The sequence below is a fragment of the Geminocystis sp. M7585_C2015_104 genome, from assembly GCA_015295805.1.
GTDB lineage: Bacteria > Cyanobacteriota > Cyanobacteriia > Cyanobacteriales > Cyanobacteriaceae > DVEF01.
Map to the genome: position 1 here is coordinate 17141 of DVEF01000053.1, position 17593 is coordinate 34733.

Annotated in this window: 14 protein-coding genes; 10 read left to right on the forward strand and 4 right to left on the reverse strand. The window is 45.0% G+C overall.

The window, feature by feature from the left end; all coding sequences use genetic code 11:
• Positions 1-81: 81 nt before the first annotated feature.
• Positions 82-1899 carry a DNA phosphorothioation-associated putative methyltransferase gene (locus IGQ44_06070; protein HIK37535.1) on the reverse strand — a complete coding sequence of 606 codons (1818 nt, stop codon included), beginning with the start codon at positions 1897-1899 and terminating at the stop codon, positions 82-84.
• Positions 1900-2043: 144 nt separating this feature from the next.
• On the opposite strand from IGQ44_06070, the gene IGQ44_06075 reads away from it, so the two are divergent.
• The 7 genes from IGQ44_06075 (at position 2044) to IGQ44_06105 (ending at position 8644) form a co-directional block, all read left to right on the forward strand.
• Positions 2044-2937: a phosphatidate cytidylyltransferase gene (locus IGQ44_06075; GenBank protein ID HIK37536.1), complete on the forward strand. Its 894-nt coding sequence runs from the start codon at positions 2044-2046 to the stop codon at positions 2935-2937.
• A gap of 96 nt (positions 2938-3033) precedes the next feature.
• Complete coding sequence (locus tag IGQ44_06080) at positions 3034-4464, forward strand: Ni/Fe hydrogenase subunit alpha (protein ID HIK37537.1); 1431 nt, start codon at positions 3034-3036, stop codon at positions 4462-4464.
• A gap of 100 nt (positions 4465-4564) precedes the next feature.
• A complete protein-coding gene (locus IGQ44_06085; protein ID HIK37538.1) occupies positions 4565-4828 on the forward strand; it encodes a (2Fe-2S) ferredoxin domain-containing protein in 264 nt (87 codons plus the stop codon).
• 83 nt (positions 4829-4911) lie between these two features.
• Positions 4912-5790 carry a Tab2/Atab2 family RNA-binding protein gene (locus IGQ44_06090; protein ID HIK37539.1) on the forward strand — a complete coding sequence of 293 codons (879 nt, stop codon included), beginning with the start codon at positions 4912-4914 and terminating at the stop codon, positions 5788-5790.
• Between the two features lie 43 nt (positions 5791-5833).
• Positions 5834-6421: a 3-isopropylmalate dehydratase small subunit gene (leuD, locus tag IGQ44_06095; protein HIK37540.1), complete on the forward strand. Its 588-nt coding sequence runs from the start codon at positions 5834-5836 to the stop codon at positions 6419-6421.
• 19 nt (positions 6422-6440) lie between these two features.
• On the forward strand, positions 6441-6998 hold the full coding sequence (locus IGQ44_06100) for a GUN4 domain-containing protein (GenBank protein HIK37541.1): 558 nt from the start codon (positions 6441-6443) through the stop codon (positions 6996-6998).
• 410 nt (positions 6999-7408) lie between these two features.
• Positions 7409-8644 (forward strand): OFA family MFS transporter, encoded by a 1236-nt coding sequence (locus IGQ44_06105; protein HIK37542.1) that lies wholly within the window; start codon positions 7409-7411, stop codon positions 8642-8644.
• A 92-nt stretch (positions 8645-8736) separates the two neighbouring features.
• Here the strand turns inward: IGQ44_06105 and IGQ44_06110 are convergent, their stop codons facing one another.
• Entirely contained in the window at positions 8737-9555 is an 819-nt protein-coding gene (locus tag IGQ44_06110) for a carbon-nitrogen hydrolase family protein (protein ID HIK37543.1), read from the reverse strand.
• Positions 9556-9574: 19 nt separating this feature from the next.
• Positions 9575-10318: a creatininase family protein gene (locus tag IGQ44_06115; GenBank protein HIK37544.1), complete on the reverse strand. Its 744-nt coding sequence runs from the start codon at positions 10316-10318 to the stop codon at positions 9575-9577.
• Between the two features lie 66 nt (positions 10319-10384).
• Here IGQ44_06115 and IGQ44_06120 point away from each other — a divergent pair, with 66 nt between their 5' ends.
• Entirely contained in the window at positions 10385-10579 is a 195-nt protein-coding gene (locus tag IGQ44_06120) for a hypothetical protein (GenBank protein ID HIK37545.1), read from the forward strand.
• 2 nt (positions 10580-10581) lie between these two features.
• Positions 10582-11730, forward strand: coding sequence for a DNA polymerase III subunit beta (locus IGQ44_06125; protein HIK37546.1), 1149 nt, complete (start codon positions 10582-10584; stop codon positions 11728-11730).
• An 8-nt stretch (positions 11731-11738) separates the two neighbouring features.
• Here the strand turns inward: IGQ44_06125 and IGQ44_06130 are convergent, their stop codons facing one another.
• Positions 11739-15377, reverse strand: a complete 3639-nt coding sequence (locus IGQ44_06130) for a hydantoinase B/oxoprolinase family protein (protein HIK37547.1) — start codon at positions 15375-15377, stop codon at positions 11739-11741.
• Between the two features lie 75 nt (positions 15378-15452).
• Here IGQ44_06130 and IGQ44_06135 point away from each other — a divergent pair, with 75 nt between their 5' ends.
• Positions 15453-16421 (forward strand): aldo/keto reductase, encoded by a 969-nt coding sequence (locus IGQ44_06135; GenBank protein ID HIK37548.1) that lies wholly within the window; start codon positions 15453-15455, stop codon positions 16419-16421.
• Positions 16422-17593 lie beyond the last annotated feature (1172 nt).

Below are 17593 nucleotides of genomic sequence, written 5' to 3' on the forward strand. Positions count from 1 at the left end.
TTTCCTGAAATTTTGTTCGGTAAACTCCCCATCTCTGCTAGGTATTTTCACACAAAAATAAGACGATAATTACCTAGGTATTTATGGAGCAATTAACTGGTTTTTATCTGTAATTATTGGGGGTTTTTTTTCTCGGGTATAGTCGCGATATTTTACTGTAATTTTTCTCAAGTCTACTGACATTTTTGCGGCCACGGCGGGAGTCTCTTCAACGTCGAAGTTGGGTACAAACAAATAACTAATACGGGGGAGATGGAAATGGAGTTTCACAAGATTTGCCCCCTCCATTCTGCCCACTGTCATACTGGCACAACCCTCATATAATCGTAACAGTGTGGGAAGAGAGTCAAGACTGTTAATATGGACTAAAAGGCCGTTTTCAGATAGTTTCCCAAAGGGGGTTTGCAGGCATATTTGTTCAATTAACTGCAGGTTGCCGACTTTTAGTAGTAATTCGTCGGCGATGAGACAGGCGGCTTGATAACTGCCAAATAGGGCTTTTATGTCTGCTTTTAGTTGGGGTGACAAGTGACGCAGGCTGGGGCGTTTGCGAAAGTTACTGAGGGCCAGATACACCAGTATGTCCTGACGACGTCTGATGACTATTTGTTCCCATTCTTGTTCATCAGTGGCTTGTAGAATTACTTTGAATGCCCTTTTGTAGCCGCCGAATTCTTTTTTGATTTCCGCCTCCTGAGGTAATTCGCCTTTTTCTGGCAGTCTTCCCCTTTCACTGTAAAATGCCATTAATGGTTTCAACAATTCCCCGTAGTCAGCAAATTTCTTGGAGGGGGATAATACCCGTGGAGATTTAAGACGGGAGTGGAAGCGAGATGCCCTAAATTCTTCCGCTTTTTGGGGATTTCTAAATACTAAAAAAATCCCCAAATCCATGGGCAATGCCTCTCGTTTTAATACCTGTTCTATGTAGGATTTCAGTTCCTCTTGTTCATAGTATTTCTGAAAGGTATTTTTCTCTGTAATTATACCGTCTCCGTAGGCAAATTCTCCCTTCCGCTGGTATATTAAAACTTGGGCAGACACGATTAAAATTTGCCTGGCCAAAGACCAAGCTTTTAGAAGTGCTTCTCGTCTTTCAGTGACATTTTCGATGACATTTATGACATAGCCAAGATTGACAATGTCTGCTTCCTTTAGGGGATTATCTGGGAAATAATAGGGATCCCAACCAGCACTTTCATATCCCTTTTCCGCCATTATTTTAACATCAACCCCATGGCCACAACCATAGTCAAAAAAGGTCATTCCCGGCTGAAACAAACCGGCTTCTAACACTAGTCTAACTGGGCGGGAAAGGGTATTCCTGCGAATAGCGGCACGATGTCTTTCTATCTGGAAAAACTGTCGGGGGTTGTTGTGCAGACTACACACCAGATTGTGGGCCACAAAACAAATATTGTTGTCTAATAGTAGTCTTTGCCATTGTCGGAGATGGCCGATATGACTGGGGTTGTCTAGAAGTCCAAGTTTTTCTTCTATTTGAGTGAGATGGGCGAATTCTTCATACTGGGGATGTTGTGGGGGCAAAAAGGTTTCTTTTCTGTGGAGAATGGGGGGATTTTCTGATTGGGTATAGTCGACTATATTGTAACTTTTGTCTTGGATATTTACGACAATACTCCTGGCGAGAATAGGGTGAGGATTTTCCCAGAAATCGGGGTAGAAGAGATAAGAAATTTTGGGCTCGTCCAGGGCAAATTTGATAACATTAAAATCAGAGATGTTGGGAAGGATTTTTCTGGCTTTTAACTCGTACTGTTGTAGGGTCCAATCTAGGAGTTGGAGGGCGCAGACGTGAATGTATAGGCTGTCGGGTAGCAGTTTCCCAACTCTACTTCTCCGCAACAATAGGGAGATTTGCTGGAAGTTATCCACCATATCTGGCAGGGGGACAATCTTGTTTTTTATTGTAGAGCAAGTAGGACAATTTGCCCACTTTTGCGCACATTTTGGGTTAGAATAGAGGATCGGTCATTTAAAAAACTAGGCTTATTGTTAAGTATTGTTGAGAGCCGTTAAGATATGCCCTATGCCAGAACAATAAGCGCCCTAATTGCCATAGGAATAGCAGTGGGGATAACTGTGTTGGGGGGGTTGTATTTCACGATTTTTTTTGGGATTATAGTATTTTTGGCGCAGTTGGAGTACTTCCGTCTGGTAAAAGCCAAGGGAATCGAACCAGCGGGCAAGACTACGATAGTGGTGTCGCAGTTGTTATTGTTGACGGCTACCTATTATCCTAACCTAACAGATGCCACTTTTGCTCTGGCAGGGGCGTTGATTTGTTTTTATCTGTTGTTTCAACCCAAGTTGGCGACAATTGCAGATATTTCTACTTCCATTTTGGGGTTATTTTATGTGGGGTATTTGCCCAGTTATTGGATTCGTTTACGGGTAAGTTTAGATCAGAATAGTGCCTATGCCCAGGTGGTAGCCAATAGGTCAAATTTGCCCTTGGGAGGATATTTTCCGGAAAATTTTTGGGATTTTAATAGTTTTCCCGACGCCCTGAAGATTACCCTGGTGGCAATGGCTTGTATTTGGGCAGCGGATATTGGGGCTTATTTAGTAGGGAAGAATTTTGGGAAAATGAAACTATCGCAAATCAGTCCAAAAAAGACGGTGGAGGGTTCGATTTTTGGGATAATAGCCAGTATCATTATAGGAATAATTGGAGCCTGGTTTTTGAAATGGCATGCCTGGGTGTTAACCGGTTTTTGTTTGGGATTGCTGATTGGGGTAGTAAGTCTACTGGGGGATTTGACAGAGTCTTTGATGAAGAGGGATGCGGGGGTTAAAGACTCCGGGCAGTTAATACCAGGACATGGTGGCATTTTAGACCGAACCGACAGTTATGTGTTTACTGCTCCACTTGTGTACTATTTTGTGACTTTATTCCTGCCCTTGTTTTCCTAAAGAAAGGGAGTATGAAGTTATTTTGAGTGGTTGGTTTGTCCCTCCCGGGGCTAACTATAATCAAGATGTAACACTTGGAGGAAAAGGGGGGAAAAGATGACAAGGACTATTATAATCGACCCGGTGACTCGCATTGAAGGACATGCCAAAATTTCTATTCACCTCAACGACAAGGGAGAGGTGGAGACAGCCAGATTTCATGTGGTGGAGTTTAGGGGGTTTGAGAAATTCTGTGAAGGCCGTCCTCTGTTTGAAATGGCGGGCATTACAGCAAGAATATGTGGGATTTGTCCCGTGAGTCACCTGTTAGCCTCTTCCAAGGCGGGGGATAAGATACTGGGGGTTAAGATTCCACCGGCGGCAGAGAAGTTACGTCGTTTGATGAATTTGGCGCAAATAGTCCAGTCTCATGCCTTGTCCTTTTTCCATTTGAGTAGCCCGGATTTTCTCCTGGGATGGGATTGTAACCCGGCCACCCGCAATGTATTTGGTTTAATTAGGGAGAATCCGGACTTAGCCAGGGCAGGGATTCGTCTAAGGGGTTTTGGCCAGAGGATTATTGAACTGTTGGGTGCGAGGAAAATCCACGCGGCTTGGACAGTGCCGGGCGGGGTGAGGTCGCCCTTGTCGACAACGGGCAGGGATTGGATCATGGAGAATCTGCCGGAGGCAAAACAGACTGTTAATAGGGCCTTAGATTTGTTTAAACGCCTGTTGGACACCCAGCTACACACCGAGGTGGAGGTATTTGGCAAATTTGATTCCCTGTTTATGGGGTTGGTGGCGCCCAACGGCAACTGGGAACATTATGGGGGGCATATTCGTTTTGTAGACAGTCAAGGGAATATTGTGGCCGACGGGCTTTCAGAGGATGACTATCAAAGCTTTTTAGGGGAGGCGGTGGAGAATTGGTCCTATTTGAAGTTCCCCTATTACAAGCCCCACGGCTATCCAGATGGAATTTATCGGGTGGGGCCTTTAGCGCGTCTAAATATTTGTGAGAGAATGGGCACCCTAGGTGGGGATAGAGAGTTGATAGAATTCCGCCAACGGGCCGGGGGTAGGGTGGCTACTTCCTCCTTCTTCTACCATTATGCCCGTCTAGTAGAGATTCTTACGGCTCTGGAATACATTGAGCAAATGATGGAGGACCCAGACTTGTTATCCCCTAGAGTAAGGGCGGAGGCTGGCATTAACTATCTGGAGGGAGTAGGGGTAAGTGAGGCGCCAAGGGGCACTCTTTTCCATCACTATCAGGTAGACGAAAACGGCTTAGTCAAGAAGGTTAACCTGATTATTGCCACTGGCCAAAATAATTTAGCCATGAATAGGACTATCACTCAGATCGCTAAGCACTACATACATGGCACAGAGATACCAGAAGAAATGTTAAACCGAGTAGAGGCGGGAATTAGAGCCTTTGATCCTTGTTTGAGTTGTTCCACCCATGCCCTGGGGCAGATGCCCTTATATATCGAACTGGTGTCTGCCGATGGGGAAATTTTGGACCTTTGCCGCCGGGACTAATAAGGGGTTAGTATGTGGGGGCTTATGAACCATGGCCCTCACCCCACCCCAGGCCCAAAAAAATTAAACAATGGGAATAACAATCAATTAGTGGTGAAAAATGTCTAGGGAGAATTTATATTTATGTATGGGATCGGCCTGTCATCAGTTGGGGGTTTATGAGGTTTTGCCCAAGTTACAAAGACTAATTAAGGAATACGAAATTGAGGAAATTGTAGAGCTAAAGGGGTGTTTTTGTCTAGAAACCTGCAGTTCTGGGATTGTAATGAAATATAAGGACCGTCTTTTTATTAATATCAGCCCACAAAATTTGGAGGAAAAATTCATAAGAGAAATTCTGCCCTGCGTGCGTGGGGGTATGTAGGAGTGGAACTTGTCTATACCAGGGGGGTGGGGCTCTACCCCTAAGGGGCGTATAATGGTACTGTTGTGTGCCAGGGGAGTATTATGGGGAAAATTTGGGAGTTAGATTTCTACTCACGTCCCATTTTAGATGAGAACAAGAAGAAGTTATGGGAAGTATTAATCTGTGAAAGTCCGACTACGGTGGATACAGACTTGAACAGTTTGTTTCGTTATTCCCAATTTTGTGGCAATCAGGAGGTAAATTCCATCACCTTAGCTAAGGCTATAGATAGGGCAATAAAGGAGTCGGGGGAGGCACCCAGTAAAATTCGCTTTTTCCGGAAACAGATGAATAACATGATAAAAAAAGGATGTGAGGCAGTGGGAATTCCCGCTGTAGCTTCTCGTAGAACCTACTTTCTGCAGCAGTGGTTGGCAGAGAGGATGGCGAATTTTTATCCCCAACAGGCGGGGTATGATGAGACGGCATCTACCAGTGGGGGGATTCAGTATTTGCCTACGACTCCTATTGCTTTGCCGGATGCCCTAAGGGGGGATAGGAATGACAAATGGGCCTTGGTAACGCTACAGGCAGGGGAATTGAGGGAGATGGGGGAGTGGGATATTGCCTTTGGGGAGGCTTTCCCCCTAGAAATGGCATCTATCTCTGATGAGACAAAGATTCCAGGATTGCTGGTTTTCTCCTCTCGAGCTTTGCCCCTGGCTGCTTGGATGTCAGGGTTGGAATTGGCCCATTTACGTCTAGAAAGGGAGAAGACTAATCCCCCTTGTCTCTGTTTGGAAACGGGGGCCAGTGATAGCTGGATTCTGGCCAGTATAACAGATAACAATACCCTGGAGGAGGCCTTGGGGTTTGAAAGGGTAAAAAAGAAGGCTAATGGGGTTCATTTTCTGGCTATCCAGTCTTCCCCCTCCTCTCAGTCTTTTGCAGCCTTTTGGTTGCTTTTGGAGCAGGGATAAATGATAATGGTTGACGTTGATTAGGGATGTGGAAGAAGCTAGCATGAGTGAAAGGGTTGTGATTACGGGGAAAGGTATTCCTCTGGTGGGGAATGATATTGACACTGATAGGATTATCCCAGCTCGTTTTCTAAGATGTGTGACGTTTGAGGGATTAGAAGAACACGTATTCGAGGATGACAGGAAGGCTTTGAATGGGAAACACCCCTTTGACATGCCACAGTATCAGGGGGCGAAGATACTAGTAGTAAATGCGAACTTCGGGTGTGGTTCAAGTAGGGAACATGCGCCGCAAGCCATTGCCCGTTGGGGTATAGAGGCGATAGTGGGGGAGAGTTTTGCGGAGATTTTCTTTGGCAACTGTTTAGCTATGGGTATCCCCTGTGTCACTTCTACCCCGGAAAACATCAAGAGTATTCAGAATCTGTTACAGGAAAACCCAGATATTACCATGACTCTGGATTTGGAAACTATGAAAGTAAGATGTGGTCATTATAGTTGTAGCGTAAGGATGCCCTCAGGGGCAAGGAATATGTTAATAACAGGACAGTGGGACACTTGTGGCCTATTGTTGAAGAATAAGAATCAGATTCATGAGACTGCCAAAAGGTTACCCTATCTTTCCTGGTAAAGGGAAAACAGGGATTAATATGAAGGGATTGCTGCTGACAGGGTTTATGGTGTTGACGACATTATTCCCTGTAAGAGGGGAAAGAGGCTTAGTTTCGCCGGAAAGTGGTGTTAATTATGAGAAACTGGCTAGGTATTTGGAGGGGGGGGATTGGCGACGGGCCAATGAGGAGACAAGGGATTTATTATTGGCGGCTACTGGGAGGAAAATGGTGGGATGGATGAGGCTAGAGGACATTAGAAATATCCCCTGTTGGGACTTGAAAACAATAGATCGGTTGTGGTATGAGTCTTCCGGAGGCCTCTTTGGATTAAGGACACAGTTGAAGGTTTTCTTGGAGACGGGAAATCGCCCCGGAAAACTCACTAACGATGAGAATTATAATCGTTTTGGGGAAAAAGTAGGCTGGCGTAGGAACAACGATTGGATTATTTTCATTGAGAATCTGGACTACAGTCTAAATGCCCCTAGGGGACATTTGCCCAACATCCGCTCAGAATATTCTATTGGTGGGGGGAGACTGTATTATACCACCCTGGCGGAGAGACTGGTGCAGTGTAATATGGGGAAAAACTAGCCTTAAAATACTATTGAAACTTTTAGTAATTCAAGATAGTGAGAGGCGGGGGTAAGACAAGCCCATTTGAAACCGCCAGGGAATTGCGGGGAGTCAGTCTTCTTAACGGGGGCCGTTAACAGGGAGGTTGGGGTTAATTGATTATCGAGTTGACCAAATTGAGTTGACCAAGATGCGACTAATTCCCAATAAGTGTAGATTCGGCGATACAATGACTGCGGCCTTTTGATTGTAAGAGCTTTATCGTTTGATGACAAAAAACCTTGATCTTTTGCCGGTAAGTCCAGTTTAATTTAGTTGACGGCCTATGTGGGAGGTCTAACTCACTTTTGAAAATCTTCTGCCACCGACTGGGGGGGGAAAATTTCCCCTTGATGGCGGCGGACTTTTTGTCATGAATCCGAGGATGGATGACTATGGATGAGCAAAAGTATTTACAGCTATTTGGACTGGAGGCAAAACAGGGGAGATGGTTACTGATTCCCATGGGAATGACAGTTTTACTCTGTTTGGGAACTGTTTATTCCTGGAGTATTTTTAGGAAACCGCTGGAAAATCAGTTAAATATCACCGCCACGGAGAGTTTATTACCTTATACTGTTGGTTTGTTGTTCTATTCGATTTTTATGCCCATTGCCGGCTTTTTAATTCCCAAAATCGGTCCACGGGTGATGACTGCCTTGGGGGGATTGCTCGTCGGGGTGGGTTATATTTTGGCTAGTTTTGCTCCTAATATTGCCTTGATTACTCTTAGTTATGGCGTTATCGCTGGTGCCGGAGTTGGTATTGCCTATGGTGTACCCATGGCTGTGGTGGCCCGATGGTTTCCCGACAAAAAGGGTTTAGCCGTGGGGTTGACAATTGTTGGTTTTGGCCTCTCTCCCCTAATTACTGCCCCTTTGGCAAATCAGTTGATTGTATCCCATGGTGTGAATAATTCTCTGAGAATTTTAGGGATTGCTTTTATTCTCATCATCTCGGCAATAGCAATGGCCCTTAGGTTTCCCCCCCCTCATTGGAAGGATTCCATGAGTCTCACCGCAGAAAAGTCCAACCCTAGGGTTATCAATTATACCCCCATGTTAAAAAGCCCCTCTTTCTACGGGCTTTGGTTTTGTTACGCCATTGGGGCCTTGGTGGGGCTGACGGCCATCGGCATTTCTGGCCCTGTGGGATTGGAAATTATCCGGATTGACTCTAATTTAGCTGCTAGGAGTGTTTCTTTATTTGCCCTGTTTAACGGTATTAGTCGTCCTTTATTCGGGTGGTTGACGGATCGTTTTCCTCCCCGGCTTGTGGCTATAGCCTCCTACACAATTATCTTGGCAGCCTGTATTTTAATGATTTCAGCCAAGGAGGGGCAAATTGTGGTTTATTTAATAGCCTTCTCTCTATTCTGGTTTTGTTTGGGGGGATGGCTAGCCATGGCACCTACTATGACACTTAGATTTTTCAATCCTGACAATTATGCCCAAAACTACGGTATTGTATTTACGGCCTATGGGGTGGGCGCGTTGGTGGGCACTATTTTTGTGGGGCAAATAAGAGATTTATTTGGTAGCTACATCTATGGTTTTTACCTTATGGGCCTCCTAGCGATTATTGGTATTTTTATCGCCCAATTTACCCTGAAAAACCCCCACTAGTGGGAGACACTTGCCCAACATCCCCTCTGGTGAGGGGAGACTGTACTACACTACCCCAGCAAAGAGACTGATGCTAGTATCGCCAAGTAATACTAGCCAAACACACGGTGTTGGAGAGAAGGCATTTGTTGTCTGACTTGTTGTAGGCGTTGAGGGTTGATTTCTGCTAGGGCGATGCCTTCTTTGGCGCCGGTGTTAGCTAGGACAGTGCCCCAGGGGTCTACAATCATAGCATGTCCATGAGTAAAACGACGACCATAGTGGTTGCCAGTTTGAGCCGGTGCAATGACATAACAGGTATTTTCAATGGCTCTGGCCCGTATTAGAATTTCCCAGTGATCCTTTCCAGTATAGGCAGTAAAGGCGGCAGGGACAAAAATTACTTCCGCGCCTTGACGGGAAAGATGACGAAAAACCTCGGGGAAACGGACATCATAACAGATGGAAATGCCCAATTTGCCCAAATCGCCGGCATCACACACTGGCGGCAGACAACTACCGGCCATTACTGTTTTAGATTCCCGATAATAGTTGCCATCCGGTAGATTGACGTCGAACAGATGTATTTTGTGGTAGCGACACAACTCTAGACCGTTGGGGGCAATCAATACGGCGGTATTATGGACTTTTGAGGAGTCATCGGCAATGGGTGTAGGGAAACCACCTCCCAGGATGGTAACTTGGAAGCGTTGTGCCATGCGGATGAGGAATTTCTCGCTTTTGGTAGCAATTTCGTGTCTTTTGGCTACTTTCTCTTCTTCTTCCCCCAGAAAAGCGAAATTCTCGGGCAAAGCGACTAATTTAGCCCCCTGATTCACTGCCAGTTCTATGTATTCTTCTGCTTGTTGCAAGTTTTTATCAACGTCTGGGGTACTGGTCATGCAAACAGATGCCGCAAGGTATGACTTCATGTGTTGTCTGTTGAACACCTTAACTGCTAATGAATTCCCGATAACTTGCCGTTAACTCCCTCACTGCTATTTCATAGAATTGTTTACCATGTGTTGGAGTGGCCAAGGCCGGGTTAGATCCCATTCTACCATCCGGGTAACACTGACGGAAATTCTTTGCCCCGTAAATTGGGTGGCCCTTTGCCACTTCTTTTGTCAGGGGGAAATTTTTGATAGCCTCGGGATAGAAGTATTGGGTGACTGCCACTTCTGAGGGGGTGGCATGACTGCCTTCTTCTTCGCCATAGAGTTTTTTGGCCAATTCTACCACTTTGGGGCACATATACCAATTAGCCAATTTGCATTTTACCTGTTCACTTCCCGGTATGTTGAGGGCTTCTAGGTGTTCATATACCTGAGAAAAGGCTGCTTTCAGGGTGGCTATATTGCCTCCATGGCCGTTTATAAAGAAAAATTTTCTAAATCCTGCCTTGGCCAAGGATGTTAGGAAATCTTGAATGTATAAGATTAGGGTTGTAGGTCTTAGACTTATTGTACCCGGGAAGGCTGTATGATGCAGTGCCATCCCCACATTTATTGTTGGTGTTACCAGTGCCCCTGCCTCTTTTCCCACTCCTTTTGCTATTTCTTCCGCACATATTGCGTCTGTTCCTATTAATCCTGTTGGCCCGTGTTGTTCCGTCGAGCCTATTGGTATTATTATCCCATTACTCCTTTTCAGGTATTCTTCTACCTCTGGCCAGCTGCACAGTTTTAGTTCCATCTTTTCCTCTTTTTGCTGTTTATTCCATTTATCTTTCTCACTTTTTGCAATAAATTCTTATTTAAAATGTTCGCAGGCACCGCCCTGGCAGTCACTTCTCCTGCCGCCCCTCTCGCTATTCTAGCTCGCCCGCCCCCCCTTTGTCAAGGGTTACTGATGGAAATTTCCAGTTCATCTTGTCTCCACCAGAAAGGGGTGTGGGGAGGAAAGTGTTATAATGGTAGTCTGTGTGAATTGACGAGGGATGAGGGGAGGAATTAAAAGTGAAGATAATTTGTTCTCAGGAGCAATTAAAGAATAATTTATCGCTAGTGAGTAGAGTGGTGCCCTCTCGCCCAACCCATCCTATTCTAGGAAATGTGTTGTTGGTGGCAGATAAGAGAAAAAACGAGGTAACAGTGACTGGGTTTGATTTGACGGTGGGAATTCAAAGTAGTTTCCCGGCGGGGGTGGAAGAAGGAGGGGTAATAACACTGCCGGCAAAGTTGCTAAATGATGTGGTAAGCCGTCTCCCAGACGGGGAGATTATTATCACCTACGAGGAAAGAGAGGAGGAAGAAAACCCGCTGGTGGGGATTCACTGCCTGGGGGGAAGATTTCAGTTGCGGGGAATGAGGGGGGATGAGTATCCTCCTCTGCCTTTAGTAAGGGAGAATGGGTTTCACTTGCCAGGGGAGGCTTTGACGGAGGGATTAAAGGGATGTTTGTTTGCGGCAAGCAATGATGAGACTAAACAGATTTTAACTGGAGTACATCTAAAATGTAATGATAATACCATAGAGTTTGCGGCAACAGATGGACATCGTTTGGCGGTGGTGAGGGAGAAAGTAGAAGAAGAGGAAGTAGAAGGTTATAGCGGCGCTGTAGGATTTGAAATTACAATACCGGCGCGGGGATTAAGAGAATTGGAGAGAATACTGTCTGGGGCTAAGGAAGGAGAAAAGGTAGAATTGTGTATAGCCTCTAAGGATGTCGCATTTCGACTGAGGGATGTGATACTGACTAGTAGAAGGTTGGAAGGGGCATATCCGGATTATAGCCGATTAATCCCCAACAGTTTTCAAAAGACAATGGCAGTGGAAAGAAAAAGGCTGATAGATAGTTTAGAACGTCTTTCGGTTTTTAGTGACCAGAAAAACAGTTTAGTTAGGTTTAGACTTAATCCTACTAGCAGGGAGTTGACTGTGGCGATAGAGGCGGGGGAGATAGGCAGTGGAAAAGAATCAATGACGGCAGAAATCAGCGGGGAGGGGTTTGAGATTGGGTTTAACATCAAATACCTGCTGGAGGGTTTAAAGGCTTTCTCCTCTCATGAAGTGAAGTTCCATTTTAACGGCCCAGTGCAACCAGTGGTGGTAACCCCCCTGGATGGTACCTCTATGACTTATCTTATCATGCCTGTTCAAATATAATAGTGGGTTTAGGAACTACCAAAGCCACCACCACCAGGAGTTTCAATGACAAAAATGTCGTCTTGGTGAAGGTTAACAGTGGCAGTGGGGGGAAGTATTTGTTTTCCACCGTTAGCAAAGAGGATATAATTAACTCCAGGTTTCCCCTCGCCGCCTCCTTGTAAACCCTGGGGGGGAATAACTCTCCTGGAGGAGAGGATGGAGGCCGTCATGGGTTGAAGGAAACGAATCTTCCTCACCACGCCATCACCTCCCCTATATTTGCCTTTGCCACCACTGTTTTTCCTAATGCTGAATTCTTCCACCCTCACTGGATAACGGGTTTCCAATACCTCCACATCTGTCAGACGGGAGTTGGTCATATGTACATGTACTGCTGATGTACCATCATGGTTATATCCTGCCCCTGAGCCACCACAAATTGTCTCATAGTATTGATACTGATTGTTACCAAAGGTAAAGTTATTCATAGTACCTTGGGAGTTGGCCATAATACCGAGGGCGCCATAGAGACAGTCGGCGAGGAGTTGAGAGGTTTCCACATTGCCGGCGACGACAGGGGAGGGATAGGAGGGGTTGAGAAGACAGCCGGAGGGTATTATGAGGTGAAGGGGTTTAAGACAGCCGGCGTTGAGGGGAATATCGTCTTCTACCAGAGTGCGAAAAACATACAATACTACTGCTTTGGTTACGGCAATGGGGGCATTGAAGTTACTTTCTGGTAGACTAGATGTGCCCGTAAAGTCGATGGTAGCACTACAGTCTTGGGGATTGATGATAATTTTAACTTGGATGGTGGCGCCATTATCTAATTGAATACTATAACTGCCGTCTTTGAGGCATTTTATAGCTTCTCTGACACATTTTTCAGCGTTTTCTTGTATGAATTGCATATATTTTTTGACGGTTTTAAGGCCATATTTGGCAACAATTTTGCGTAGTTCGTTGGCCCCCCTTTCGTTAGCAGCTATTTGGGCTTGTAAATCGGCAAGATTTTGTTGATAATATCTGACGGGGTAAGGATGATTAAGAAGTAATTCTGCCAGTTGTTTTTCTTGTAAAATTCCCTCCCTTACCAGACAAAAATTATCGATTAATACTCCTTCTTCGTGAATATCTTTGCTGTGGGGGGGCATAGAAGCGGGGGTAATGCCGCCAACGTCAGCATGATGTCCACGGGAAGCGACAAAGAAATCTGGTTTCGAGGAAGATTCTATAAAAACAGGAGTGATGGCAGTGATATCCGGAAGGTGAGTGCCTCCATTGTAGGGGTTGTTAGTGATGTATACATCCCCCGGTTTTAGGGTTATTTTGCTATCATTAATTAGGGCCTTAACACTCTCACTCATTGACCCCAAATGTACAGGTATGTGGGGGGCATTTGCCACTAATTCTCCTTGAGAGTCGAATATGGCACAAGAAAAATCAAGTCTTTCCTTAATGTTAACAGAATGGCTAGTTTTCTGGAGGGTTATGCCCATTTCTTCGGCAATGAATCGAAAGAGATTGTTAAAAATTTCTAGCAAAATTGGGTCAGGTTTATCCAGGGAATATTGTTGAACAGGTAGGGCTCTTTCTTTATTTATTTGAGTTAAAACAAGGTGTCCAGATTCGATGATTTCAGCCTGCCAACCTGGCTCAACTACATTGGTGCCTATGGATTCAACTATTATTGCAGGACCTATAATTTTTTGATGCAACTTAAGGTCACTTCTTTGGTAGACAGGGGTATCATGCCATTGATTTTTAGTATACATTTTGACAGTGGCTATTGGCTTGGCTGGAAACTTATTTAGGGAGTTTTGTCTGGAGAGAGAGGGAAGGTTATTTTCGTCGTAGGTGGGAGAAATTAACTCCAGGGAAATCTGTTCAATTACTAGATTCTCATCTTCTAGTATGAAGCCATATCTTTGGCGGTGAAGCTGGAGGAATTCTTGTTGTAACAGACGGGTGTTGGTGGAAAATTTAACGGGAATGCTAAAGTCACTGCCTTGGTATTTGAGATAAATGGTCTTTATTATGGTAATATCATCTGACGAGCCAGGATGTTGTTTTTGTAATTCCTGCCTAGCGATAATTTCTAGTAGGGAATATTCGTGTTCGACTTGAGATATAATATCGGGGACAAGGGGGTAATTGAGAGTTTTTTCTTTGATAATTCTGATTTCAGCCAAGCCGATGCCGTAGGCAGATAAAACCCCTGCAAGGGGGTGAATAAGGATGGTTTTTATGCCCAAATTTTCGGCAATAAGACATGCATGTTGCCCACCAGCGCCGCCAAAACAACAGAGGGCATATTCAGTTAGATCATAGCCCTTTTGAAGGGAGATTTTTTTGATGGCATTGGCCATAGTTTCGACGGCGATGGAGATAAAACCTTGGGCTATTTCCTCTAGTGATATATCTTGTTTTAGTTGTTGTTTAATTTGTTGTTGTAGACGTTGAAATTCTGTCTCTACAAGCCGTAAGTTTAAAGGCTGATTGGCATCCTTGCCGAAGAGGAAGGGGAAGAAACGGGGTTGAATTTTGCCCAACAGGAGATTACAGTCGGTTATGGTGAGTCTATCGCCCCCCCTATCGTAACATACAGGACCGGGATTGGCACCGGCAGATTCTGGGCCGACTCTGTATCTTTGACCGTCAAAGTAGCAAATTGAACCTCCTCCGGCAGCTACGGTGTGAATTGCTAGCTGTGGCACGCACAATCTCACTCCGGCTATTTCCGTCTCTTGATTTCGCTCGTATTCGCCGGCGTAATGGGCAACATCAGTAGAAGTGCCCCCCATGTCAAAAGTGATAATCTTGTGAAAGCCAGCCTGAAGGGAAGTTTTAACAGCACCGACAATGCCGCCGGCAGGGCCTGATAAAATACTATCCTTGCCCTGAAAGTATCTACTATCGGCTAAACCCCCGTTAGACTGCATAAACATCAACCGGGGGGGATTGGGGGAGAGACTCTCTTCCACCTGTTGGATATAACGACGTAAGACGGGGGATAGGTAGGCATCAACCACGGTGGTGTCGCCTCTGCTTACCAGTTTGATGAGACTGGTGACTTTGTGGGAGACGGAGACTTGGGGGAAACCGATTTTCTTGGCGAGAGCCTCTACTTGCAGTTCATGTTTGTTACACTTATAACTATGAAGAAGAACGATAGCACAACTGCGGAAGCCTTCTGCATATGCCTGGCGTAAGTCAGTTTCTAGTAGGGGAAGGTTAAGGGGTTGAATTTCATTCCCGTTGGCATCCAAACGCCCTTCCACTTCAATCACCTTCTGGTATAACATCTCTGGTAAGGTGATGTGTCTAGCGAAAATATTTGGGCGTTGCTGATAGCCGATTCTTAAGGCGTCTTTGAAACCTTTGTTAATTACTAATACTACAGGAGTCCCCTTTCTTTCCAGGAGGGCGTTAGTAGCCACAGTTGTGCCCATTTTAATTACTTCAATATTTTCGAGGGGGAGGGGTTTGTTGGGGGGAATGCCGAGGATTTGTCTAATACCCTCGATGGCGGCGGAGGAGTAGTGTTGGGGGTTTTCTGAGAGGAGTTTATGGGTGATAATGTCTCCCTGGGGGGTTATGGCAACAATGTCAGTAAAGGTGCCACCCCTGTCAATCCAAAATTGCCATTTACCACTGGTTGCCATAGGCGTAGGGAAGTGAATAATCCTACAAGATACCATTAAAATGGGGGATGGAGGAAAACGAAAAGAGAGGAAGTCATGGAAAAAAGACAATTGGGCAAGTCAGGGATTGAGATAACGCCTATAATAATGGGCACCTGGCAGGCTGGCAAGAAGATGTGGGTGGGGATAGAGGATTCAGAGAGTATTAAGGCCATAAGAAGGGCAGTGGAATTGGGTATTAATACCATTGACACAGCGGAAGTGTATGGAGATGGGCATTCAGAGAGGATTGTAGGGGAGGCTATAAAGGATGTGCGGGATAAGGTAGTCATAGCCACTAAGGTATTTGCCAACCACCTCAAGTATCATCAGGTGATAGAGGCTTGTAACAATTCTTTAAAAAACCTACAGACAGATTATATTGACTTGTATCAGATTCATTGGCCTTCTGGAAGTTGGGGTACGGAAGTAGTACCGATAGAGGAAACCATGAGGGCGATGAATAAGTTGAAGGAGGAGGGGAAGATAAGGGCGATTGGGGTATCTAATTTTTCCCTATCACAGTTACAACAGGCGTGTGAATATGGACAGATAGACAGTATCCAGCCGCCCTATTCGTTATTTTGGCGGTTTGTGGAAAAACAGATCCAGCCGTGGTGTGTAGAGAGGGGGATTTCCATTCTAGCATATTCGCCATTGGCACAGGGGATTTTGACAGGGAAATTTGGGGATAATCCCACCTTTGCTGAAGGAGATCATCGCAAAGACAATCGTCTTTTTCAACCCCCCCATTGGGAAAGGGTGAAGAAAGCCTTGTCTCAACTGAGGCCCTATGCTGAGAAGTACAATTGCACCTTAGGGCAGTTAGCCATTGCCTGGGTAATCCATCAACCCCAAACCAGTGCGATAGTTGGTGCTAGGAATGCCCAACAGGTAGAGGAGAATGCCCATGCGGTGGATATAAAGATAACTCCAGAGGATTTAAAGGCTATTAGTGATATTGGTGAAGAGGTAACCAGGCATTTAGACGACAATCCGGTTATGTGGGATTTCAAAAGGGGATAGGATGTAGGTGGTAGATGTAGAGTAAGGGGGATTGTAGGGGCATATAGCAATATGCCCCGTGGGTGGGGTAGCCAACCACGCAACAAGGATAATCATGTTATTGGGTTCAAGAATTATTTGAGAAAAAGTGGCAATAGAAGGGGTAATGCCGGAATGTATAGAAAAACCATGAGAAAAAATATCAATAATCCGTGAGACTATTGCAAAAAGAGGGATGAAGTTGAAAAAGGGAAAAAGGCGGCGATGACCCACAGACGAATATAATCATTCTTCAGCAGGGGATTGGGAAGAGTGGCCAATGTGGATAGGAATAACAATCATTTTTGTTGTCAGGCATTCATATTCATGATGAGTATTAAAGCAAACCGTAGACTAGTTTTGGGTGTTGGGAGAAAAAGAGGGGAAGACTTGGGGTTTTCGGAAGAGGGGAGAAAAACCAACTTCTATCTGCATTTGAAAAGTTAAAGGGGGGAGAGTGAGAATAATAACCCCTTCCTAGAAAGGAGAGTAAATCAGCAGGGGATGGGGAGGCAGACACAAGCAGCGGGGTGGAGTGGCTAGTGGGGATAAGACTACTAATCCCCTGCCTACCAAGCCAAGATTTATCCCGAGGAGATGGTAAAACAAATATAGACGAATGATAATCATTGTCCCAATTTCAAGGCAGAGGGGATATCAGTCATAATGCCTTGTAGGAAAAAGGGGTGGTTGAATACAGACGAATGATAAAGGTGGGGATTGAGAATCCCAAACAACCCTAGTCTAGAGACAACAGGGAATTTCCGGAAAGGTGGTAACAGTGGGATGGCAATAACAATTCTCCTTTTACTGTCAATATCCTTCTAGGATAGTCGGAAGGATACCAGTAGTAAGAGATAACCAGTCTACTTTCATAGTGGGGAGAATAGGCGGAATAATGATTTCTTACTGTAGGTTATCCGGCGAAGGGCAACTGAATACAGACAATTATTCTGGGTTTGAAAAGTTATATTAGGGTAGGTGAGAATATTAACTCTCCCCTAGGGGCTTTAAACTGAAATAGAGGAAATAACGACAAAAAAATTGTGATAGTCTGCATGGATACTACCATAAGGCAGTTTATACTTCCAAAACATCCCCTGGGGGGGTAACTAACCGGTTATGGATAATAATATTTATTATCCCCGTGTTAC

Excerpts from the sequence above, each read along its gene's own strand:
- IGQ44_06075 (HIK37536.1), top strand. The coding sequence starts at position 2,044 with ATGCCCTATGCCAGAACAATAAGCGCCCTAATTGCCATAGGAATAGCA.
- IGQ44_06120 (HIK37545.1), top strand. The coding sequence starts at position 10,385 with ATGTTCGCAGGCACCGCCCTGGCAGTCACTTCTCCTGCCGCCCCTCTC.
- IGQ44_06110 (HIK37543.1), bottom strand. The coding sequence starts at position 9,555 with ATGAAGTCATACCTTGCGGCATCTGTTTGCATGACCAGTACCCCAGAC.
- leuD (HIK37540.1), top strand. The coding sequence starts at position 5,834 with ATGAGTGAAAGGGTTGTGATTACGGGGAAAGGTATTCCTCTGGTGGGG.
- IGQ44_06080 (HIK37537.1), top strand. The coding sequence starts at position 3,034 with ATGACAAGGACTATTATAATCGACCCGGTGACTCGCATTGAAGGACAT.
- IGQ44_06090 (HIK37539.1), top strand. The coding sequence starts at position 4,912 with ATGGGGAAAATTTGGGAGTTAGATTTCTACTCACGTCCCATTTTAGAT.
- IGQ44_06115 (HIK37544.1), bottom strand. The coding sequence starts at position 10,318 with ATGGAACTAAAACTGTGCAGCTGGCCAGAGGTAGAAGAATACCTGAAA.
- IGQ44_06070 (HIK37535.1), bottom strand. The coding sequence starts at position 1,899 with ATGGTGGATAACTTCCAGCAAATCTCCCTATTGTTGCGGAGAAGTAGA.
- IGQ44_06100 (HIK37541.1), top strand. The coding sequence starts at position 6,441 with ATGAAGGGATTGCTGCTGACAGGGTTTATGGTGTTGACGACATTATTC.
- IGQ44_06135 (HIK37548.1), top strand. The coding sequence starts at position 15,453 with ATGGAAAAAAGACAATTGGGCAAGTCAGGGATTGAGATAACGCCTATA.
- IGQ44_06130 (HIK37547.1), bottom strand. The coding sequence starts at position 15,377 with ATGGCAACCAGTGGTAAATGGCAATTTTGGATTGACAGGGGTGGCACC.
- IGQ44_06105 (HIK37542.1), top strand. The coding sequence starts at position 7,409 with ATGACTATGGATGAGCAAAAGTATTTACAGCTATTTGGACTGGAGGCA.
- IGQ44_06085 (HIK37538.1), top strand. The coding sequence starts at position 4,565 with ATGTCTAGGGAGAATTTATATTTATGTATGGGATCGGCCTGTCATCAG.